The organism is Streptomyces sp. NPDC002754, assembly GCF_053592315.1.
In genome coordinates, this window is record NZ_JBSFVM010000007.1 from 25,780 (window position 1) to 44,372 (window position 18,593).

Consider the following 18,593-nt stretch of genomic DNA (forward strand, 5'->3'; position numbering starts at 1 on the left):
TGACCTGCGGAAACTGGTGGTTCATCGCAGGCGCCCTGACGCAGAATGGGGTCATGGCACGGACAGCGGGAAAGGGCGAATGGGCGCGGCACTGGCGCTATGAGCGGCTGCCGGGCCTCGATCTGCTGCGGGCCCGCTATGTCCGGCACACCTTCCCGCGCCACAGCCACGACGGCTTCGTGATCGGCGCGGTCACACGAGGGGTCGAGGCCATCGGCCTGCCCGACGGGACCTTGCACGCGGGCCCCGGGACCGTCGTCATGCTCAATCCGGAAGTGGCGCACACGGCGCGGGCGGGCGGCCCCGACGGTTGGGCGTACGCCACGCTCTACCCCTCCGCCGAGGTCATCGCCGAGATCGCCGCGGAGACCGGCACCGGGCGCGGCACCACGGTCTTCGGTGAGCGGATGGTCGCCGACCCACAGGCCTCGCAGATGATCAACGAGGTGCACAGGGCGGCGGAGCAGGGCAACGCGCTGGCCGCCGACAGCCTTCTCAGGGTCGTGCTCGCCCGGCTGCTCCGGGCCCATGGGACCTCCCTCACCGTGCGACCCCGGCGGTCCGCGGGGGCCACGGCCGTGGACCGCGCACGCGAGCTCCTCGAAGAGCGTCTCGCGGACCCGCCGTCCCTGGAAGCCCTCGCGGCCGAGCTCGGAACCAGCCCCTTCGCGCTGCTGCGGGCCTTTCGTGACGCGTACGGAATGCCGCCGCACACCTGGCTCACCAACGCGCGGGTGCGCGTGGCACGGCGGCTCCTGGAGGCGGGGACGGCGCCGGCCGATGCCGCCGTGGCCCTCGGCTTCACCGACCAGCCGCACCTGAACCGGCACTTCACCCGGATCGTCGGGGTGCCGCCGGGCGCGTACCAGCGCGAGCGCAAGAACGTACAAGAACAGGACCCGTCCCTCCTCGTACCGTGCGAGGCGTGGCAGACAGGACAACATCCCCAGACATACGTGGAGCCGAGGCCGGCCCTCCCGAGTCCGAGCAGTCGACCGAGCGCTTGCTCGGGTCCGAGGCATCCGAGGCCGAGTGGGAGTCCCGGTCCGAATCCGGGCGGGTCGGCGCGGTAGCCAAGCCGGACTCTGCCGTCGTCCGTGACGCGCTCGGTGTCGGCGTCGCCGTGGGCCTCTCCGGATTCGCCTTTGGGGTGACCTCGGCGGGGAGCGGACTCAGCGTGCTGCAGACCTGCGCGCTCAGCCTCCTTGTCTTCACTGGGGCGTCGCAGTTCGCGCTCGTCGGGGCGCTCGCGGCCGGCGGCAACCCGCTCACCGCCGCCGCGGGAGCGTTCTTCCTGGGCGTGCGCAACGCGTTCTACGGGCTGCGCCTGTCCCAGCTGCTGGCTCTCCCGCGCGCGGTGCGGCCGTTCGCCGCGCACTGGGTCATCGACGAGACGTCGGCCGTCGCGCTGGCGCAACCGACGCGGCGCAGCGTGCGGCTCGGTTTCACCGTCACAGGACTGACCCTGTACGTGCTGTGGAACCTCACCACGCTGCTCGGCGCCCTGGGCGCCTCGGCCATCGGCGACACCGATGCGTGGGGGCTCGACGCGGCCGGGCCCGCGGTGTTCCTGGCGCTGCTCGCGCCGATGCTGAAGTCCACCACGGAGCGGGCCGTCGCCGCCCTCGCCGTGGTCCTGATGCTCGGCCTGCTTCCCGTGCTGCCTGCCGGGGTGCCGGTGCTCGTGGCCGCCCTGGCGGCCCCGGCCGTGCTCTACGTAGAGGGGCGCCGCCGCACCGTGGCGTCCAATGCACGACAAGGAGAAGACCGTTGAACTTCTGGATCGCCATCGCGGTCACCGCGGTCGGCTGCTACGCCGTGAAACTGATCGGTCTGCTGGTGCCCGCGGGCGCCCTGGAACGACCCGTGGTGAAGCGTCTTTCAGTGCTGCTCCCGGTCGCTCTGCTGGCCGCCCTCACGGCCCAGCAGACATTCGCGGACGGACGCGTGCTCGTCCTGGACGCCAGGGCGGCCGGGCTCGCCGCGGCCGCCGTCGCGCTCGTGCTGCGGGCCCCGTTCCTGGTGGTGGTCGCGGCGGCCGTGGTGGTCACCGCGGGGGTGCGGGCACTTACGGGGTGACCTGGTGCGCGGGGAGGGCGGCCGGGGCCTCAGGGACGCCGAGCTGCGCCGCCGTGCGCTCGGGGCGGCAGAAGACGGCCGCGAGGACACCACCCGTCACCAGGAGGGCCGCGGTCAGCAGCCAGCCGTGTTCATAGCCTGCCGACACGGTGGCAGCGCCGTCCACCAGGCGCCCCAGGACGAGCGGCGAGACGATGCCCCCGAGGGCGTACACACACGTCAATACGCCCAGGACCGTGCCTCGTTGGATCGGGGGCACGATACGGGAGCAGGCTGTCGCCGCAACCGTGAGCATCACCATGGCGAGTGCCATCGGCCCCAGCATCATCGGTACCTTCACGGCCTGCGAGTCGGACAGGCCGAACAGCGCGGTCGCGCAGCCCGAGACCGCGACCAGGAGGCCCGCACCCGCACCTACGGGGAAGCGGGGAGACGTGCCCTTCAGGGCGGAGCGCCGGGCGAGCAGGCCGTGCGCCAGGAGGATGACACCGTGAGCGACGGCGCCCGCGCCGACCATGGTGCTCGCCTGGTGCAGATCCCAACCCATGACGTTCTCCATGTAGTCCGGCGCCCACGTGAGCGTCGCACTCATCGACCAGTACGCGGCGAACGAACCGAAGGCCGCGGTCAGGAATGTGGGCGACAACAGGACACGGCGCAGCGGCACCGTGAGGCTGTCCTGTGGCGTCCCTCCCGCCTGTTTGCCGAGGCTCGGGGCCAGGGGGCCCTCCTTGCCCCACAGGAGCCACGCCGCCGCCCAGACAAGGCCAACCAGGCCCACCGCGCCGAACGACCAGCGCCAGCCCCAGTGGACGATCACCCAGCTCAGTGCGGGCGCGGCCACCGCGACCCCGGCCGCGGCACCGACGAGCAGCAGCGCGGTCGGCAGCGCCCGCTCGCGCTGCGGAAACCAGCCGTGCACGTGATGCATCGCCACCGGCGACGCCGGCCCCTCGGCGGCGCCCAGAAGGACGCGCGTGACCACCAGCGCGCCGAAGCCCGCCGCGCCCCACAGCATCGGCAGCTGTGCCGCCGACCACAGCAGGGCGAGCCCCAGGAGCAACGGCGTCGTACGCACCCGCTTCGTGAGGGCCGAGACGCCGAGGGCCGCGACCGAGAACAGCGCGAAGAACGCGGACTGCGCGGTGCCGAACTCCTGGCGGCTGATGCCGAAGTCCGCCCGGATCTCGGGACCCGCGAGCCCCAGGACCGCCTTGTCCGCGAAGTTCACCACCATGAAGGCGAGCAGCAGCCACGTGGTACGCCAAGCTCCGCGCATCAGCAGCAGCCGTCCTCGTCGTCGACCACGCCGACGCTGATCGAGCCCTCGGCCCGCTTGCGGCCCTCGGGGGAACGCGTCAACTCCGTGGCGACATCCGTGCCTTCGACGACCGCGGCGGACTCTGCGGCCGCCCAGGAGAAGACCCCGCGCGCCATGGTCGAGGTCTCCTTGCCCGCCCGCTGCGCGTACACCTCGGCACGCGTGCGTGCCACTTCGGGATCCGTGGGGGCCGCCAGGGCCGCCGTCTCCGCCAGGTGCGAGGCGAGCCGCGTGTCGCCCGCAGCGAGCAACTCCCGTGCCCGCTCGGACAGTGCCGCGGCGCCGCCCGCCGCGCGCGCGTACTCGGCCGCGACGGCCGCCTCCGGCGCGGGCTTGAGGTGGGCCGGGTTCTGGTCGTACCAGCCGCCCCACAGGCGCCACAGGTTCCGGACGACGAACTCCGGCTCGTCATAGGCGGGGTGGAGGTACGGGCGGGACAGGAGGTCTTCGGGGACCTTCACCTCGTGAATGACCGTGTCGAGCCGGTGACCCGCGTTCATCAGCTCCCGCGTCTGCTCGCAGAGCGACTCCAAGAAGCGCGCGGTGTCGTCCAGGGCGCGGTTCACGCGTTCGACGCCCATGATGGGAACGCCGTGCCCCGGCAGCAGCAGCTCCGCGCCCAGCTCCTGCATGGAGCGCAGGGCCCGCGCCCAGTCCTCGGGGTAGCGCTGCACCTTCTGCGGATTGCCCGCGTTCGGCGTGTTCCAGATGAACAGATCGCCCGTGCACAGGGCCTTGAGTTCCGGCACCCATACGTAGGTGTGGTCGTCGGTCTCCCCGCGCGCGTGGACGAGTTCGAAGGTCAGCTCGCCGCGGCGGAATGTCAGCCGGTCCCGGTAGACGGTGTCCGGGTAGCGGTACGTGGTGGGCCATTCCAAGGTGGGCACGCCGAACTGCCGCCGGTTGATCCACGAGTTGTAGCCGGCCGTCCGTATGTAGCGGTCGAACCGGGCCGACACAGCCTCGTGCGCCACCACCTCGGGGCGTGCGGCGCCGCTTTCCGCCGCCTCCTTGTCGAAGGGGAACACTCCGAAGACATGGTCCACGTGCCCGTGCGTGTAGACCACGGAGTGCACCGGGCCCGCCCCGAATCCCTTGACCGCCGTGTGCAGTTGCGCCGCAGTACGGAAGTCGCCCGAATCGACGAGCACCGCACCGTCACCGGTGTCGAAGACAGTCACGTTGGCGAAGGCGGGGAAGAAACCCACCCGTGGGCTCAGCCGCACCAGTTCGTCCGCCGTGTAGGCGCCCGAGAGATGCGGAAGCAGCGTCTCGGACCCCTGCCAGACCCGGTCCGCGTAAGCGGCGTAATCCACCGGCTTGTAGTCCACCGGCTCCGGCGAGGTCGTCTCCGGTGCGGGGTTGTGCTCGGTCATGGGTGCGGCTCCTCCGGGTACGGGGCGATCTTTCGGCGTTCCCCGAGTCAAGGCGCACAAGAAGGCCCGGAACAGCGCTTGGCGTCACATCCCGATTGTCTCAGCGCTGTGACGCGTCACAATGGGGCGCCCTGTAGCCGATATCGGTGGAGGTCCCGTGCCGTTGTCCCCGGAAGCGCGTTCTCTCGCCGCACGCTGCGAGCCGCGCGTCAACGAACTGGCGCGGCGCATGGCCAGGGATGCCTTCGAGGAACTCCCCGGCTACGCGGAGCTGCCGGACGACGTGAAGGACCTGGAGGTCGCGGCGACCGCGCGCTACGGCGTACGGCTGTTCCTGCGCCACGTCGGCGACCCGGACACGCAGCAGCCCGGAGGCCACCGGCTGTTCCGCGAGAGGGCCGCTCAGCGCGCCGAGGAGGGCATGCCGCTGCACCTACTGCTGCGCACGCACGCGCTCGGCTCCTACGTCCTGTGGCGGGCCCTGCGTGAAGCGGCGGAGCCCGGCGACGAGGCGGCCCTCGTCGAACTCGTCGACCTCCTGCTGCGGGCGCAGCCCGGAGTCGTCGGCTCGGTCGCCGAGACGTACCTGGACGAACGGTCCGCCCTTGAGGCCGAACAGCACGCGCAGCAGCGGTCGTTGGTGCGCGGGCTGCTCGACGGGATGCTCCCGCCCGGACACGTGCTGCTCGACCAGCTACGGCTCACGGGACCCGCCCATGTGCTTGCGCTCGGCACGGACGCGGCGCCCTCGGAGGAGCCCGTCGCGGTACGCCGCCGGCTGCGCCGTATCCAGAGCGTTCTGGACCGCACCTTCGGTGCGCCTGTGCTCGCCCTCCTGGACGGCGGCGGGGGACGGGTCGTCGTCCCGAAGGACCGCCCTCCGCCCGACGACCTGCCGCACCACCTCAGCCGGGCGAGCGGCCTGCCCGTACGGGTGGCCGCGGTGCGGGCGGGCGGCCCCGAGCTCATACCCGACGCGGCCCGTACCGCGACCGAGGTCCTGCGCATCACGCGCGTGTGCGGCCTGCCACCGGGTCTGCACCGTCTGGACGACGTCCTGCTCGAGTACCACCTCTCCCGGCGCAACGAGAGCAGCCACCTCATCGCCGCCCTCCTCGATCCTGTCGCCGAGCGGCCCGAACTCCTGGAGACGCTCCGCACGCATCTGACCCACCAACAGGACCGCAGGGCCACCGCGGAAGCGCTCGGGCTGCACCCGAACACGGTCGACAACCGGTTGGCAAAGATCGCCGAGTGGACCGGCATCGAACTGTCCTCACCCCGCGGCTCGGCCCTGGCCATCGCGGCGCTGCTCCTGCGCGACGCGGATCACTGAGGGGGAACGCGACACTACAGAGGACCGCGGCACGACAACGGTGGCACTACAAGGGACGTCCGTAAGCGCGCAGCGTGCGCAGTGCGTCGATGGTCACCATGGGGCGTGCCTCCATGACGATCGTCGGCGCCCACTGTCGCCAATTCATCGGCCAACCACCATCCTCCTGTTGCTCGCTCACCAGATGGTCGAGCGAACTGGCCATCTCCTCGTCGGTGAACCAGGAGCGGGCCAGCGACTCGGGCGCCTTGGCGAAGTCGTACGGGAAGTGGTGCTCGTCCGGGGCGTAGCCGGGCGCGACCGGGTAGTCCTCCCTGCGCTCCGGATCGAGCACCACGAGCCGCTGCTCGCGCACGAGGCGGCCGAGGCGGTCGGCGGCGACCCGGGCGCGCGGGCGGTCGGGTGCGCTGTCCAGGAAGGCGACCGCGGCCTGTACCTCGTACGGGTGGGACGTCTTCAGGGACTCGACGGCCGACCAGCAGAAGTCGGTGGCCCGGAACAGCCAGGCGTGCCACACCTCGTTGCGGTGCAGCAGGCCTACGACGGGCCCGGTGGCCAGCAGCTCACTCGGCGGATCGTCCACCACAGGGACGAACGGGGCGCAGGGAAAGCCGCGTTGGCTGGGGTGGACCGCCGGGAGCGCGCCTTCCGGGGTGGAGACGGCGGTCAGGTAGCGGCACAACCGCTCCACGCGCTGCCCCGAGCATCGCCCGATCGAGTCGAGGACGCGCAGCGCGTGCACGGTGTGCAGGGGCTGGCTGACCGGGCCGCGCAGGTCCGGTTCGAGTGCGTGTCCGTAGCCCTCGTCATCGTTGCGGTACGCGGTCAGAGCCGTCTCGACGGAGTCGGCCGCGGTGGGGGACCCGTCCAGGAAGTGATAGACGAAGCGGCGCTGTTCAAGGACGCGTGCGGTCAGCCAGATGAACGTCTCGGCACGGGAGAGCGGGGAGCGTGCCGGGGGCGACGGGGGGAGTGGGGAAGCTCCGGTTTCGGCCATGCACCGACCGTAGGACGGAAAGCGTTCTCGACAAGCCTCCCGAGCACGGCTGCACTCTCAGGGGCGGGATACTGGACGCATGCGGTTGACGGTCTTCTGGCAGCGAATGACGGATCACTTCGGATCCGGTTACGCCGACACATTTGCGAGCGATCATGTAATGGCGGGGCTCGGCGGGCGAACGGTCCACCAGGCGCTCGACGCGGGCTGGGAAGCCAAGGACGTCTGGCGTGTCGTGTGCACAGCGATGGACGTACCGGACGGGAAGCGCTGAAGGGTGAAGGAACGGGGGCGGCCGACGATTGTCGGCGGCGTGGGCGAGACTGGCAGCGTGGCACCGACAGACGAAACCTTCCAGGTGGCGGACGACGCCGCGCCGCCCGGCACTACGCCGCCCGAGCGGCCGCCGGGCTCGGCGCCGACCCCACGCGCGAGGATGCCGCGCTGGCTGCCGCGCGCCATGGTGCTCGCTCTGGCCCTCATCGCCTGTTTCCAACTGGGCTATTGGGCCTTCCACCAGCTGACCGGGCTGTTGATCAACGTACTGATCGCGTTCTTCCTGGCACTCGCCGTGGAGCCCGCGGTCAGCAGGATGTCGGCGCGCGGGCTGCGCCGGGGCTTCGCCACGTTCCTGGTGTTTCTGGCCGTGATGATCGTGAGCGCGGGCTTCGTCGTGCTCATGGGGTCGATGCTCGCGGGCCAGATCGTGGACATGTTCGACGACTTCCCGAAGTACCTCGACCAGCTCATCCGTTGGGTCAACGACACGTTCCACACTGAACTCAGCAGGGTCGAGGTGCAGGACAGCGTGCTGCACTCGGACTGGCTCCAGCGGTACGTCCAGAACAGCGCCACCGGCGTCCTGGATGTCTCCACCCAGGTACTCGGCGGGCTGTTCCAACTCCTGACGATTCTGCTGTTCTCGTTCTACTTCGCTGCCGACGGCCCGCGTCTGCGGCGTGCGCTGTGTTCGGTCCTGCCGCCCGCCAAGCAGGCCGAGGTGCTGCGCGCCTGGGAGATCGCCGTCGACAAGACCGGCGGGTATCTCTACTCACGTGGCCTCATGGCGTTGATCTCCGGGGTCGCGCACTACATCCTGCTCGCGGCGCTCGGCGTCCCGTACGCGCCCGTGCTCGCTGTGTGGGTGGGGCTCGTCTCGCAGTTCATCCCGACCATCGGCACGTATCTGGCGGGCGCCCTGCCGATGCTGATCGCCTTCACGGTGGACCCCTGGTACGCGCTGTGGGTGTTCATCTTCGTAGTCGTGTACCAGCAGTTCGAGAACTATGTGCTGCAGCCGAAGCTGACCGCGAAAACCGTGGACATCCACCCGGCCGTCGCCTTCGGTTCGGTCATCGCGGGCACCGCGCTCCTGGGGGCCGTCGGTGCCCTGATCTCGATTCCGGCCGTCGCGACGCTGCAGGCGTTCCTGGTGGCGTACGTGAAGCGCTACGACGTCACCGACGACCCGCGCGTGCACGGGCACCGCAGACGCGGGGCGTCTCTGCTGGCACGGATGCGGCGCATCGTGAAGGAACCGAACGAGCCGCATCCCGGGGGCCAGTAGTCCGGCTCAGTACGTGACGGCCGCCCAGAGCGCGGACGCGAGGACGGCGGCCACGTAGCAGCCGACTGCCGCGTACATGACGCGCATCTTGAGGCGGTCGCTCCAGGACGTGCGCGACATCAGCCAGGCGACGGCGGGGAGTACCAGCACGGCGTGCAGGCTGACACCGTGCAGCGGCTTGAGGGCGGCCGTCGAGTGGTAGGCCGCCTCCTGGTGCCCGGTCCGCGTCAGGACGACACCGCGCGCGATCATCGCCGCGCCGGACGCGAGAGCCACCAGAAGGACGGCGAACCCGGTGCGCACGGCGAGGGGCATCCCTGTGGGGCCGCTCGGCCGCTTCCTGAGGGACACGACGGCGAAGGAGGTCAGGAGTGCCACCAGGATGCCGCCGCCCACCGCGAGGGACATGGAGACGACACTGTCGAAGGCCGTCTCCATGTCGAGGTGCGACGGCACTTTGCGCCATGCCTGAAGGGTGATTCCGGCGACCTCCAGGACACAGTCCGCGGCGAACACCACGAGCAGGGTGTCGCGCACCCGGGCACTGACCTTGAGGTGCGAGGTCACCCAGGTGATGGCCATGAGGGTCAGGCCGAAGGAGAGCCCGAAGGTGATGGGCTTGCGCCAGGAGACCGGCCCGTTCCAGGGGCCGCCGTCGACTTCGAAGACGACGAGGTGCAGGAGACCGGACACGACCAGGGCCGCGCCGGTCGCGTAGCAAACGCGCTCGGCGGGTCGGCGGGCCGGAGCTCGGTTCGCGTGGGTGGCCATGGGACAAGGCTCGTCACATGGGCCCCTGTGGTCGTCGTCCGGCTGAAGACACTCGCCGTACGACGCGGGGAGTACGCGTGTGTCAGCGCGCGGCCGACGCGACCAGGCGGCGCAGCGAGGCGTGGCCGGGCGGCCCCCAGGTGGGTTTGCCGCCGGGGAGGCCGTGGTCGCCGGCGTGCCCGATGATGATGCAGACCAGGGCCTTCATGACCGCCCAGCCGCGGGCGCGGCGCAGGGTGGCGGCGTCGAGGGCCGGCCGATAGGCGTCGTGGAAGCGTTCGGTGGAGCCGTCCGGCAGCAGCAACCAGGCGGCGGCCAGATCGCAGGCCGGATCGCCTACGCAGAGGTCACCGAAGTCGATCACACCGCAGAAGGTGTCGTCCCTGGTGAGGACGTTCGCCGGATGCAGGTCCGCGTGGAGCCACAGCGGCGGGCCCGACCAGTCCGGCGCACCGGCGGCGTCCTCCCAGACCGCGCGGACGGCGTCCGGGTCGGGGATCAGGCCGAGCTCGGTGGCCTCCGAGAGGTACTGGGCGAACCCCTCGGCATGCTCGGCCAGCGGGCCCCCACGGTTGCGGCCGGTCGGCGCTCCCTCGGGGGCCGGCCGGTGAAGAGCGGTCAGGAAGGCTCCCAGGGTGTCGGCCGAATCGGCGGCGACGGCGGGTGCCCGGTCGGCAGGTGAGCCCGGCACCCAGGTGGTGACGATCCAGGGGCGGGGAAACCGCTCGGAGGGCTCACCGAGGCGCTGGGGGACAGGAACGGGCAGGGGAAGACGTGGGGCGAGGGCAGGGAGCCAGGCGTGCTCCTTGCGCAGCAGCGCGTCCGCCGACTCGGTGGCCCAGGGCAACCGGACGGCGAGATCGTCGCCGAGCCGCCACAGCTGGTTGTCCCATCCGCGGGCGCCGAGTCTCACGGGGCGGTCGGCCAGGTCGGGGTGCTGTTCGTGGAGCAGCTCCTGGACCAGCTCTGCGGTGATCTCGATCGCTGTGTTGGTCATGCGGAGTCACGGTAGCCGAGGCGTACCGGCCCGCGTGGTGCGCTTGACACCGAAATCGAACATCCATTCTTATGGAGTGTCCAGAGCCACTTTCCCCCAGTGTTTCCAAGGGATTCGGGGAAGGTGGCCGGGCGAGGAGCCTCGAGTTATCCACAGGCGAGACAGGCGTCGAGGCCGATTGTCAGTGGCAGGCGTTAGCGTCTTTGGCGTGAAGCGATCGACTCAAGCAAACCGGGTGGAACCCATGGCAGGAACCGACCGCGAGAAGGCGCTCGACGCCGCGCTCGCGCAAATTGAACGGCAATTCGGCAAGGGCGCAGTGATGCGCATGGGCGAGCGGCCGAATGAACCCATCGAGGTCATCCCCACGGGGTCGACCGCGCTCGACGTCGCGCTCGGCGTCGGCGGTATTCCGCGTGGCCGTGTGGTGGAGGTGTACGGGCCGGAAGCCTCCGGTAAGACGACCCTGACCCTGCATGCCGTGGCCAACGCACAGAAGGCCGGCGGCCAGGTGGCCTTCGTGGACGCCGAGCACGCGCTCGACCCCGAGTACGCCAAGAAGCTCGGCGTCGACATCGACAACCTGCTCCTGTCCCAGCCGGACAACGGCGAGCAGGCCCTCGAGATCGTCGACATGCTGGTCCGCTCCGGCGCCCTCGACCTGATCGTCATCGACTCCGTCGCCGCGCTCGTGCCGCGCGCGGAGATCGAGGGTGAGATGGGCGACTCGCACGTGGGTCTGCAGGCCCGCCTGATGAGCCAGGCGCTCCGGAAGATCACCAGCGCGCTCAACCAGTCGAAGACCACCGCGATCTTCATTAACCAGCTGCGCGAGAAGATCGGCGTCATGTTCGGCTCGCCGGAGACCACGACCGGTGGCCGCGCGCTGAAGTTCTACGCCTCGGTGCGTATCGACATCCGTCGTATCGAGACCCTGAAGGACGGCACGGACGCGGTCGGTAACCGCACCCGCTGCAAGGTCGTCAAGAACAAGGTCGCGCCGCCCTTCAAGCAGGCCGAGTTCGACATCCTCTACGGGCACGGCATCTCCCGCGAGGGCGGCCTGATCGACATGGGCGTGGAGCACGGCTTCGTGCGCAAGGCCGGCGCCTGGTTCACATACGAGGGCGATCAGCTCGGCCAGGGCAAGGAGAACGCCCGCAACTTCCTGAAGGACAACCCCGACCTGGCCAACGAGATCGAGAAGAAGATCAAGGAGAAGCTGGGCGTCGGTGTCCGCCCGGTGGAGCCCGGCAGCGAGCCGAGCGCGGACGCGGCGGAGACGGCCGCCCCTGCCGAGGACGCGGCCAAGACGGTCCCCGCGCCCAAGGCAGCCAAGTCCAAGGCCGCGGCGGCCAAGAGCTAGTCCGCCGTGACACGACGAACCGACTGGGCCGATGACGACGTACGCTTCGCCGTTCCCGAGGACCGGGGGAGCGGGGGCAGCGAGGTGTACGACGGCATGGCGTACGGCGAGGCCGGAGATGACGTCGAAGCGGGGAGCGGTGCGGCGGGCGGGCCGCGCCGTGGTGGACGCAAGCGAGGCGGGGCCGAGCCGCGTGGGCGTCGGCGCCGGGGCGGATTCGGGGATCCGTCCGGCGCCGTACAGGACGACGGCCCCCCTGACTCGTCGAGGGCCGAGCGGGGGGCGCCGTCAGGAGACCCGGCTGAGCGGGCGCGGAACATCTGTCTGCGTCTGCTCACCGGGACTCCGCGTACGCGCAAGCAGTTGGCCGACGCGCTGCGCAAGCGCGAGATCTCCGATGACGTGGCGGAGGAGGTGCTGAGCCGGTTCGAAGAGGTGGGGCTGATCAACGACAGCGCCTTCGCGGACGCGTGGGTGGAGTCGCGGCACCACGGCCGGGGACTTGCCCGCCGGGCGCTCGCCCGTGAGCTGCGCACCAAGGGCGTGGACTCGACGGTGATCGATGAGGCGGTCGGGCAGCTCGACTCCGAGCGGGAGGAGGAGACCGCGCGTGAACTCGTCGCGCGCAAGCTCCGTTCCACGCGAGGTCTCGACCGCGACAAGAGGCTGCGCCGCCTCGCGGGGATGCTCGCTCGCAAGGGGTATCCGGAGGGCATGGCGCTGAGAGTGGTGCGGCAGGCGTTGGAGGAAGAAGGGGAGGAAACCGAGGACCTGGAGTTCGGGGACTAACGACTCGGCCGGAAGCCGGAAGCCGGAAGCCGGAAGCCGGAAGCCGGAAGCCGGAAGCCGGAAGCCGGAAGCCGGAAGCCGGAAGCGCTCTCGCGCTTCCGGGTCGCGGCTGCCTGCCACGGTCTGCCCCTCACGCCTCCGTGACGGGCAGACCTGCCGTTCGCCAGGCCTGGAAGCCACCCACCAGGTCCGTCGCGCGGCGCAGGCCCAGTTGGTGCAGGGAGGCGGCGGCGAGGCTCGACGCGTAGCCCTCGTTGCAGACGACCACGACGCGCAGGTCGTGACCGGTGGCCTCCGGAGCGCGGTGACTGCCCCGAGGGTCGAGGCGCCACTCCAGTTCGTTGCGCTCGACCACAAGAGCCCCGGGGATCAGGCCGTCGCGCTCCCGCAGCGCCGCGTACCGGATGTCGACCAGTAGCGCCTCGCCGCGGGACGCCGCGTCGAACGCGTCCCGCGCCTCGACCCGGTCGAGCTCGGATCGCACCCGCTCAAGAAGCTCGTCGATGCCCACTGGTGAAGCGCTCACTGCCAGTCCTCCGGGCGCTCCACCGACTCCAGACGCAGCACCGGGCCCGTGCGGCTGTAGCGCCGGATCCGGGGGAGCGGTGGGTAGTAGGCGTGGACCGAGACGGCGTGCTCGATGGCGGACTCGTTCAGGACCTCGTGCACGTGGTGGCGGCCGAAGGCGCGTCCCTCCCCCACCGTCAACTCCCGTGCCCTGTCGACGTCTTCGGAGAGTTCCAGGGTCTTCCACCCGTCGGTGGGAAGGCGCGCGGCGAGCGAGTTCTCCGTGAGCGCGCCGCCCGCGGTCAAGAAGGCACCGACGGACTCGGCATGGTCGTGCCAGCCCGTGCCGGTGCCCGGCGGCCAGCCGATGAGCCAGGCCTCGCTGCCGTCGGGGCCTTCGAGCCGCACCCATGTGCGGCCCTCCGGATCGAGCGGCAGTGAGGCGATCAGGTCGCGGTCCTGAGCGACGCTGCGGACGAAAGCGAGGAGGTCGGCCTGCGTGGGCGCGGCCGACGGCGTACGGGAAGGAGCCGTACGGGAACGCGCAGTGGATTGCGCGAGAGCGGATTGCGTGAGACTGGACACCGGTACCGTCCTGGGAGTTCGCGAAAAGCACGCGCCGCCGAAACGCCGCACGGCGGGCACGTGAAAAGGAAGAGATGCGAATTCAGCAGGAGGGGTGACACACGCAGCCCGCATAGCGGATGAGGTCCATATGGACCCTCCGCCACAGGCGTACATCGGTGTCGACCGTCACGCTCCGGAGTACACCATGGGGGCAGGTGACGGTCAACTCATCGATCTCGGCGAGCGGCTCAGGCGAGGCGGCTTAGGCGGGCGGCTCAGCGGCCGGCGCCGCTTTTCACCGGACCCTTCTCCTCCGCGGGCCTGCCGAGGGCCGTGCGCGCGGCCTCGTAGAGCTCCGCCGGACGTACGCCGCTCAGTGCCGTGACCAGATGGCCGTCGGGCCGGATCAGCAGCACTGTGTGCGCAGGGGCCTCCGGGTAACGCTCCGCGACAAGCAGCTCGGCCTCGTGGGGGAGCGCCGCGACGGCCGCCGCGAGCCGTGGCATCAGGCCCGCCGACATCCAGTGCTTGCGCTCCCACACCACGGTCCCGGGGGCGACGAGGACGACGAGCAGTGGCCCGCGGCCGAGCCGGTCCCGGAGGCGTACGAACGAGCCGTCCGGCGCGGTCACCTCGACATCCGCGATCGGCGCGCCGGGCGCCGTGCCCACGTCCACCTGCGACTCGGAGCGCGCAGGCGCGAGCCGCGAGTCGGCGTACGCCCCCGGCGCGCCGAGCGGCCCGTGCCCCAAGTGACCGTCCGTGAGCAGCGCGTCGTGCCCGCGCGCGGCACCGGGGACGTACCCCCGCAGCCCCCCGCCACCGCGCAGTATCGGCAGCGCCTGGTCCGCGGCGCGCAGCCGCCCGGCCACCACGGCACGGCGCTCGGCCTGATAGCTGTCGAGCAGCGCGTCGGTGGCGGCGTGCGCCCCCTCATGCCAGGCGAGGGCCAGCTTCCAGGCGAGGTTGTCGGCGTCGCGCAGCCCCTCGTCCAGGCCCTGCGTGCCGAGCGCGCCCAGCAGGTGCGCCGCGTCCCCCGCGAGGAAGACACGGCCCACGCGCCAGCGGCGGGCGAGCCGGTGATGGACCGTGTGGACTCCGGTGTCGAGCAGTTCGTACGGCGGGGTGGAGCCTCCGCACCAGCCCGCGAGCGTCTCCCGGATGCGGGTCACGAGGACATCCGGGGTGACCAGGTCGCTGCGGGGCGGCAGCAGCCAGTCCAGGCGCCAGACGCCGTCGGTGAGGGGGCGGCCGACGACCTCCGAGCCCGAGCGGCCCGAGGTCCGCCACGGAGGGCTCCTATGGAGCAACGCCTCACCGGGCCACGGAAGTTCCGCACGCAGCGCGGCGACCGCGTGGCGTTCGACGGCGGTGCGGCCGGGGAAGCGGATGTCGAGGAGCTTGCGGACCGTGGAGCGCGGCCCGTCGCAGCCCACGAGGTAACTGCCGCGCCACCACGTGCCCTTGGGGCCGCGGGTGTGAGCGGTCAGGCCCGTCTTCTCCTCCTCGAGCGAGTCGAGACGGCTGTCGACGGCGAGCTTGATGAGTCGTTCCGAGTCCACGGCCCTGCGCAGGGCGTCGGTCAGGTCGTGCTGGGCGATGTGCAGGGGCGCGGGCAGCGCGTTGGCGGGTGCTACCGGGGCACCGGACGCCCCCGGTCCACCGGATGCTCCGGTCTCACCCTCCGTACTCTGCTCACCGAAGGTGAGCACACCCATCACTTGCTTGCGGCGCATGGAGCGCCAGCCCGTCCAGCGGGCGCCGATGCCCTCGAACGACGTCCCCGCGAGCCGCTCGGCCAGCGCCGCGGTGTCCTCGCGCAGCACCACCGTGCGGGCGGGCCGCTGTTCGTCCTTGCCGGGGCCCTCGTCGAGGATCACGGAGGGTACGCCGTGCCGCGCGAGAGCGAGGGACAGTGCGAGCCCGACGGGACCCGCGCCGACGACGATCACCGGGTCCACGGCGCGGCCCCTCCCGCCCCGAGAGACCCGCCGGGAAGTGTCCCGTGCCAGGGCACGGGCGGCGTACTGGACCTACAAGGACGGGCAGTTGGAGCGGGGTGCGCGTTCACAGAGCGTATGCAACCCATTGCCGGTGCTTGCGTCAAGTGACGGCGGCAGTGGCGATCACGCCACTGCCGCCGTGCAGCTCAGGCCCCGCGCGCGGGGTCGGGTCAACTTCTTGGCGAACCGGGTCCTTCGGATCGGTCATCACCCTGCGGCCGCTCGTCAACGGTCCCGGAGGCAGCCGTGCCATGGCCGGCCCCGCCAGGCAGGTCCGCGGAGTCCATCAGGCCCCCCTCGGCGACGGGTTCGGCGGCCGCGGCCACCTTGATGCCGGTCTTGGCGCGGCGGCCGCGCCGCTCGATCCAGTTGGCGAGCCCGGACAGGGCCAGACACATCAGGACGTAGATCGTGCCGGTCACGACGAGTACCGGAACGTACGGGTATTCGCCCTCGATCAAGGTGTTGTTGGCCAGCTTGCGGGCGGCGTACAGGAGCTCCGCGTACGTGATGATGTAGCCGAGCGAGGTGTCCTTAAGGGTGACGACCAGCTGGCTGATAATCGTCGGCAGCATCGAGCGGATCGCCTGCGGCAGCAGCAGCATGGTCATCACTTGATACTTGCGCAGGCCCAGTGCGTACGCCGCTTCGACCTGGCCGCGCGGCACGGCCTGGAAGCCGGCCCGCAGCACCTCGGCCTGAACCGAGCTGTTGTAGACCGTGAGGCCGATCACCAGCGCCCAGAAGGCGTTGTTCTCGCCGATCACACCCAGGTCGCTCTTGTAGGTGAGGAAAAGAACCCACAGGGCGTAAATGGTGATCAGTAGCGGGATGGCGCGGAACAGCTCGATGAAGCCCGTGGCGAACCAGCGGATCGGTCGGTGATCCGAGTACCGGGCCACCGCGAGGACGACGCCGAGCACCAGTGAGAGGACGCCCGCGGCGGCGAAGACCTTCAGGGTGGTCAGGATGCCGTCACGGATCGCGGCACGCACGTTGGCGTAGTTGAAGATGTCCCACTTGGCGGCGGCGAACTGGTCCTTGGACGCGAGCTGCGCGACCACGAAGACGATGAGCCCGACGACCGCGAGCGTACCGACGACGGTGTAGATCCGGTTGCGCGTGCGGGCCTTGGGGCCCGGGGCGTCGTAGAGAACGCTGGCACTCATCGGGCGACCTCCAGGGTCCTCTCGAGCACCCGGAACAAGATGCTGATGGCGAAGGTGATGACCAGGTAGCCGAGCGCCACCCACAGGAAGACCCAGGCGATCGGGTACCCCTGGTCGCTCAACAGCTTCTGCCAGCCGAACAGTTCGGTGACGCTGAAGGCGCCCGCGATGGCCGAGTTCTTGGTCAGCGCGATGAAGATGGAGCTCAGCGGCGGCAGCACGGTGCGCACCGCCTGCGGCAGGATGATCAGGCCGAGCGTCTGGAAGAACGACATGCCGATCGAGCGCGCCGCCTCGGCCTGCCCGAGCGGCACGGTGCTGATGCCGGAGCGCACCGCCTCGCAGACGAACGAAGAGGTGTAGCAGCTCAGTACGATCAGGGCCTTGACCCACGGGCTGAAGCCGAAGTCGAGGACCTGGGGCACCGCGAACCAGATGACGAGGAACAGCAGCGTCAGTGGGGTGTTGCGGAACAGCGTGACCCAGGCGGTGCCGAAGTACCGCAGAGGCGGTACGGGCGAGACCCGGAAACCGGCGAGGACCGTGCCGAGCAGCATCGCGAGGAGGCCGCTGGCCAGGGTCAGGCCTATGGTGCCGAGGAATCCCTCGCGGAATTCCGAAAGGTGGTCGAGCAGTACATTCACGGGGAGTTCCTCGTGGGGCGGCAGCGGTCGGGCAGGGGGAGCCGCGCCCTGTACGCCGATACGACGTACAGGGACACAGTCAACTCACTGCCTGCGAGTAACAGGCGGCTGGACGCTCAGGAGCGGCGAACGCTCAGCAAGCGCTCAGTAGCGCTCCAGGGCCGGCGGCTCGGTGAACTCGGCGCCGGAGAGGCCGAGCGTCGCGTCGTAGGCCTTCTTGTAGTCGCCGTTCTTCTCGTGCGCCTCAAGGGCGTCGGCGACCGCGTCGCGCAGGGCCTTGTCGTCCTTGCCCATGCCCACACCGTAGGGCTCCTTGGTGAAGGGCTTGCCGACGACCTGCAGCTTCTTCGGGTTCTGCGCGGCGTAGCCCTTCAGGATCGCGTCGTCGGTGGTGACGGCGTCGACCTCGTTGTTGAGCAGCTGCTGCACGCACTCCGAGTACTTCGCCAACTCGACGGTCTCGGCGCCGTACTTGGGCTTCTTGATCTCCTGCAGCGGGGTCGAGCCCTTGATGGAGCAGACCTTCTTGCCCTTCAGGGAGGTCGGGCCCGTGATGCCCTTCTCGTCGCTGCGTACCAGAAGGTCGGCACCGGCCATCATGTACGGGCCCGCGAAGCCGACCTGCTTCTTGCGCTCGTCGTTGATCGTGTACGTGCCTACGTAGAGGTCGACATCTCCCTTGGAGATGGTGGTCTCGCGGACGCCGGAGTCGATCGTCTTGAACGTGATCTGGTCGGCCTTGAAGCCGAGGTCGGCCGCGACCATCTTGGCGATCTCGATGTCGAAACCGGAGCGCTTGCCGCCGGAGTCCTGGAAGCCCAGGTACGGCTGGTCGTCCTTGGAACCGATGACGATCTTGCCGGCCTTCTGGGCCTTCTTCAGAGTCGCGGAGTCGACCTTCACATCACTCTTCACCGCGTACGTCGGCAGCTTGGGCTGGTCCTTGCCACCCGAGGCCCCGGCGGCCTTGTCACCGGCGTTGCCGGACTCGCCGCCACAGGCGGTGGCGGTCAGCGCGAGCGCGGCGACGGCGGCGGCCGCCGCGGCGGACTTTCGGAGCTTCATGGTGAACATCCTTCGTGTCGGCAGATTCGGCAGTAGGGA

General features: G+C 70.4%; 20 protein-coding genes. 8 read left to right on the forward strand and 12 right to left on the reverse strand.

The window, feature by feature from the left end; all coding sequences use genetic code 11:
* Nucleotides 1-53 precede the first annotated feature (53 nt).
* From ACWD2L_RS17280 to ACWD2L_RS17290, 3 genes are read left to right on the forward strand one after another with little or no spacing between them, the layout of a single operon-like run.
* Complete coding sequence (locus ACWD2L_RS17280) at nucleotides 54-1,073, forward strand: AraC family transcriptional regulator (protein ID WP_351332915.1); 1,020 nt, start codon at nucleotides 54-56, stop codon at nucleotides 1,071-1,073.
* Nucleotides 1,004-1,774: an AzlC family ABC transporter permease gene (locus ACWD2L_RS17285; protein WP_351332918.1), complete on the forward strand. Its 771-nt coding sequence runs from the start codon at nucleotides 1,004-1,006 to the stop codon at nucleotides 1,772-1,774. Before ACWD2L_RS17280 ends, ACWD2L_RS17285 begins: the two co-directional genes overlap by 70 nt.
* Entirely contained in the window at nucleotides 1,771-2,079 is a 309-nt protein-coding gene (locus tag ACWD2L_RS17290) for an AzlD domain-containing protein (RefSeq protein WP_351332921.1), read from the forward strand. The genes ACWD2L_RS17285 and ACWD2L_RS17290 overlap by 4 nt, the downstream gene beginning before the upstream one ends.
* On the opposite strand, the gene ACWD2L_RS17295 is transcribed toward ACWD2L_RS17290, so the two are convergent.
* Nucleotides 2,069-3,358, reverse strand: coding sequence for an MFS transporter (locus ACWD2L_RS17295; RefSeq protein ID WP_351332924.1), 1,290 nt, complete (start codon nucleotides 3,356-3,358; stop codon nucleotides 2,069-2,071). The genes ACWD2L_RS17290 and ACWD2L_RS17295 overlap by 11 nt on opposite strands.
* A complete protein-coding gene (locus tag ACWD2L_RS17300) occupies nucleotides 3,358-4,776 on the reverse strand; it encodes an alkyl sulfatase dimerization domain-containing protein (protein ID WP_351332927.1) in 1,419 nt (472 codons plus the stop codon). Before ACWD2L_RS17300 ends, ACWD2L_RS17295 begins: the two co-directional genes overlap by 1 nt.
* 157 nt (nucleotides 4,777-4,933) lie before the next feature.
* On the opposite strand from ACWD2L_RS17300, the gene ACWD2L_RS17305 reads away from it, so the two are divergent.
* Nucleotides 4,934-6,112 (forward strand): PucR family transcriptional regulator, encoded by a 1,179-nt coding sequence (locus ACWD2L_RS17305; RefSeq protein ID WP_351332930.1) that lies wholly within the window; start codon nucleotides 4,934-4,936, stop codon nucleotides 6,110-6,112.
* 46 nt (nucleotides 6,113-6,158) lie between these two features.
* Here ACWD2L_RS17305 and ACWD2L_RS17310 read toward each other — a convergent pair whose 3' ends face one another.
* The gene (locus ACWD2L_RS17310; protein WP_351332933.1) at nucleotides 6,159-7,109 is read right to left on the reverse strand and encodes a hypothetical protein; all 951 of its coding nucleotides are present in this window, start codon (nucleotides 7,107-7,109) and stop codon (nucleotides 6,159-6,161) included.
* Nucleotides 7,110-7,188: 79 nt separating this feature from the next.
* Between ACWD2L_RS17310 and ACWD2L_RS17315 the strand changes: the two genes are divergently transcribed.
* Together ACWD2L_RS17315 and ACWD2L_RS17320 are read left to right on the forward strand one after the other, a co-directional pair.
* Nucleotides 7,189-7,383, forward strand: coding sequence for a DUF3046 domain-containing protein (locus tag ACWD2L_RS17315; RefSeq protein ID WP_351332936.1), 195 nt, complete (start codon nucleotides 7,189-7,191; stop codon nucleotides 7,381-7,383).
* 57 nt (nucleotides 7,384-7,440) lie between these two features.
* Nucleotides 7,441-8,676, forward strand: a complete 1,236-nt coding sequence (locus ACWD2L_RS17320) for an AI-2E family transporter (protein WP_351332939.1) — start codon at nucleotides 7,441-7,443, stop codon at nucleotides 8,674-8,676.
* Between the two features lie 6 nt (nucleotides 8,677-8,682).
* On the opposite strand, the gene ACWD2L_RS17325 is transcribed toward ACWD2L_RS17320, so the two are convergent.
* Nucleotides 8,683-9,447: a hypothetical protein gene (locus ACWD2L_RS17325; protein ID WP_351332942.1), complete on the reverse strand. Its 765-nt coding sequence runs from the start codon at nucleotides 9,445-9,447 to the stop codon at nucleotides 8,683-8,685.
* 82 nt (nucleotides 9,448-9,529) lie between these two features.
* Nucleotides 9,530-10,444 (reverse strand): aminoglycoside phosphotransferase family protein, encoded by a 915-nt coding sequence (locus tag ACWD2L_RS17330; protein ID WP_351332945.1) that lies wholly within the window; start codon nucleotides 10,442-10,444, stop codon nucleotides 9,530-9,532.
* 244 nt (nucleotides 10,445-10,688) lie between these two features.
* Here ACWD2L_RS17330 and recA point away from each other — a divergent pair, with 244 nt between their 5' ends.
* Together recA and recX are read left to right on the forward strand one after the other, a co-directional pair.
* Complete coding sequence (recA, locus tag ACWD2L_RS17335) at nucleotides 10,689-11,810, forward strand: recombinase RecA (protein ID WP_351332948.1); 1,122 nt, start codon at nucleotides 10,689-10,691, stop codon at nucleotides 11,808-11,810.
* Between the two features lie 6 nt (nucleotides 11,811-11,816).
* On the forward strand, nucleotides 11,817-12,599 hold the full coding sequence (gene recX / locus ACWD2L_RS17340; RefSeq protein ID WP_351332951.1) for a recombination regulator RecX: 783 nt from the start codon (nucleotides 11,817-11,819) through the stop codon (nucleotides 12,597-12,599).
* A gap of 130 nt (nucleotides 12,600-12,729) precedes the next feature.
* Here the strand turns inward: recX and ACWD2L_RS17345 are convergent, their stop codons facing one another.
* The 7 genes from ACWD2L_RS17345 to ACWD2L_RS17375 form a co-directional block, all read right to left on the reverse strand.
* A complete protein-coding gene (locus ACWD2L_RS17345) occupies nucleotides 12,730-13,131 on the reverse strand; it encodes a rhodanese-like domain-containing protein (RefSeq protein WP_451190186.1) in 402 nt (133 codons plus the stop codon).
* Nucleotides 13,122-13,691: a cupin domain-containing protein gene (locus tag ACWD2L_RS17350; protein ID WP_351332956.1), complete on the reverse strand. Its 570-nt coding sequence runs from the start codon at nucleotides 13,689-13,691 to the stop codon at nucleotides 13,122-13,124. The genes ACWD2L_RS17345 and ACWD2L_RS17350 overlap by 10 nt, the downstream gene beginning before the upstream one ends.
* An 82-nt stretch (nucleotides 13,692-13,773) precedes the next feature.
* A complete protein-coding gene (locus ACWD2L_RS17355) occupies nucleotides 13,774-13,863 on the reverse strand; it encodes a putative leader peptide (protein ID WP_323187227.1) in 90 nt (29 codons plus the stop codon).
* Between the two features lie 85 nt (nucleotides 13,864-13,948).
* Nucleotides 13,949-15,634, reverse strand: a complete 1,686-nt coding sequence (locus ACWD2L_RS17360) for an FAD-dependent monooxygenase (RefSeq protein WP_351332960.1) — start codon at nucleotides 15,632-15,634, stop codon at nucleotides 13,949-13,951.
* Between the two features lie 212 nt (nucleotides 15,635-15,846).
* On the reverse strand, nucleotides 15,847-16,845 hold the full coding sequence (locus ACWD2L_RS17365; RefSeq protein ID WP_351332963.1) for an amino acid ABC transporter permease: 999 nt from the start codon (nucleotides 16,843-16,845) through the stop codon (nucleotides 15,847-15,849).
* Nucleotides 16,842-17,489, reverse strand: coding sequence for an amino acid ABC transporter permease (locus tag ACWD2L_RS17370; RefSeq protein ID WP_326021166.1), 648 nt, complete (start codon nucleotides 17,487-17,489; stop codon nucleotides 16,842-16,844). The genes ACWD2L_RS17365 and ACWD2L_RS17370 overlap by 4 nt, the downstream gene beginning before the upstream one ends.
* 144 nt (nucleotides 17,490-17,633) lie before the next feature.
* Nucleotides 17,634-18,554 carry a glutamate ABC transporter substrate-binding protein gene (locus ACWD2L_RS17375; protein WP_351332965.1) on the reverse strand — a complete coding sequence of 307 codons (921 nt, stop codon included), beginning with the start codon at nucleotides 18,552-18,554 and terminating at the stop codon, nucleotides 17,634-17,636.
* Nucleotides 18,555-18,593: the final 39 nt, after the last annotated feature.

What these genes read in the sequence shown, in the direction of transcription:
- ACWD2L_RS17365 (WP_351332963.1), bottom strand. Translation starts at nt 16,845, where the DNA reads ATGAGTGCCAGCGTTCTCTACGACGCCCCGGGCCCCAAGGCCCGCACG.
- ACWD2L_RS17375 (WP_351332965.1), bottom strand. Translation starts at nt 18,554, where the DNA reads ATGAAGCTCCGAAAGTCCGCCGCGGCGGCCGCCGCCGTCGCCGCGCTC.
- recA (WP_351332948.1), top strand. Translation starts at nt 10,689, where the DNA reads ATGGCAGGAACCGACCGCGAGAAGGCGCTCGACGCCGCGCTCGCGCAA.
- ACWD2L_RS17330 (WP_351332945.1), bottom strand. Translation starts at nt 10,444, where the DNA reads ATGACCAACACAGCGATCGAGATCACCGCAGAGCTGGTCCAGGAGCTG.
- ACWD2L_RS17315 (WP_351332936.1), top strand. Translation starts at nt 7,189, where the DNA reads ATGCGGTTGACGGTCTTCTGGCAGCGAATGACGGATCACTTCGGATCC.
- ACWD2L_RS17280 (WP_351332915.1), top strand. Translation starts at nt 54, where the DNA reads ATGGCACGGACAGCGGGAAAGGGCGAATGGGCGCGGCACTGGCGCTAT.
- ACWD2L_RS17325 (WP_351332942.1), bottom strand. Translation starts at nt 9,447, where the DNA reads ATGGCCACCCACGCGAACCGAGCTCCGGCCCGCCGACCCGCCGAGCGC.
- ACWD2L_RS17310 (WP_351332933.1), bottom strand. Translation starts at nt 7,109, where the DNA reads ATGGCCGAAACCGGAGCTTCCCCACTCCCCCCGTCGCCCCCGGCACGC.
- ACWD2L_RS17295 (WP_351332924.1), bottom strand. Translation starts at nt 3,358, where the DNA reads ATGCGCGGAGCTTGGCGTACCACGTGGCTGCTGCTCGCCTTCATGGTG.
- ACWD2L_RS17300 (WP_351332927.1), bottom strand. Translation starts at nt 4,776, where the DNA reads ATGACCGAGCACAACCCCGCACCGGAGACGACCTCGCCGGAGCCGGTG.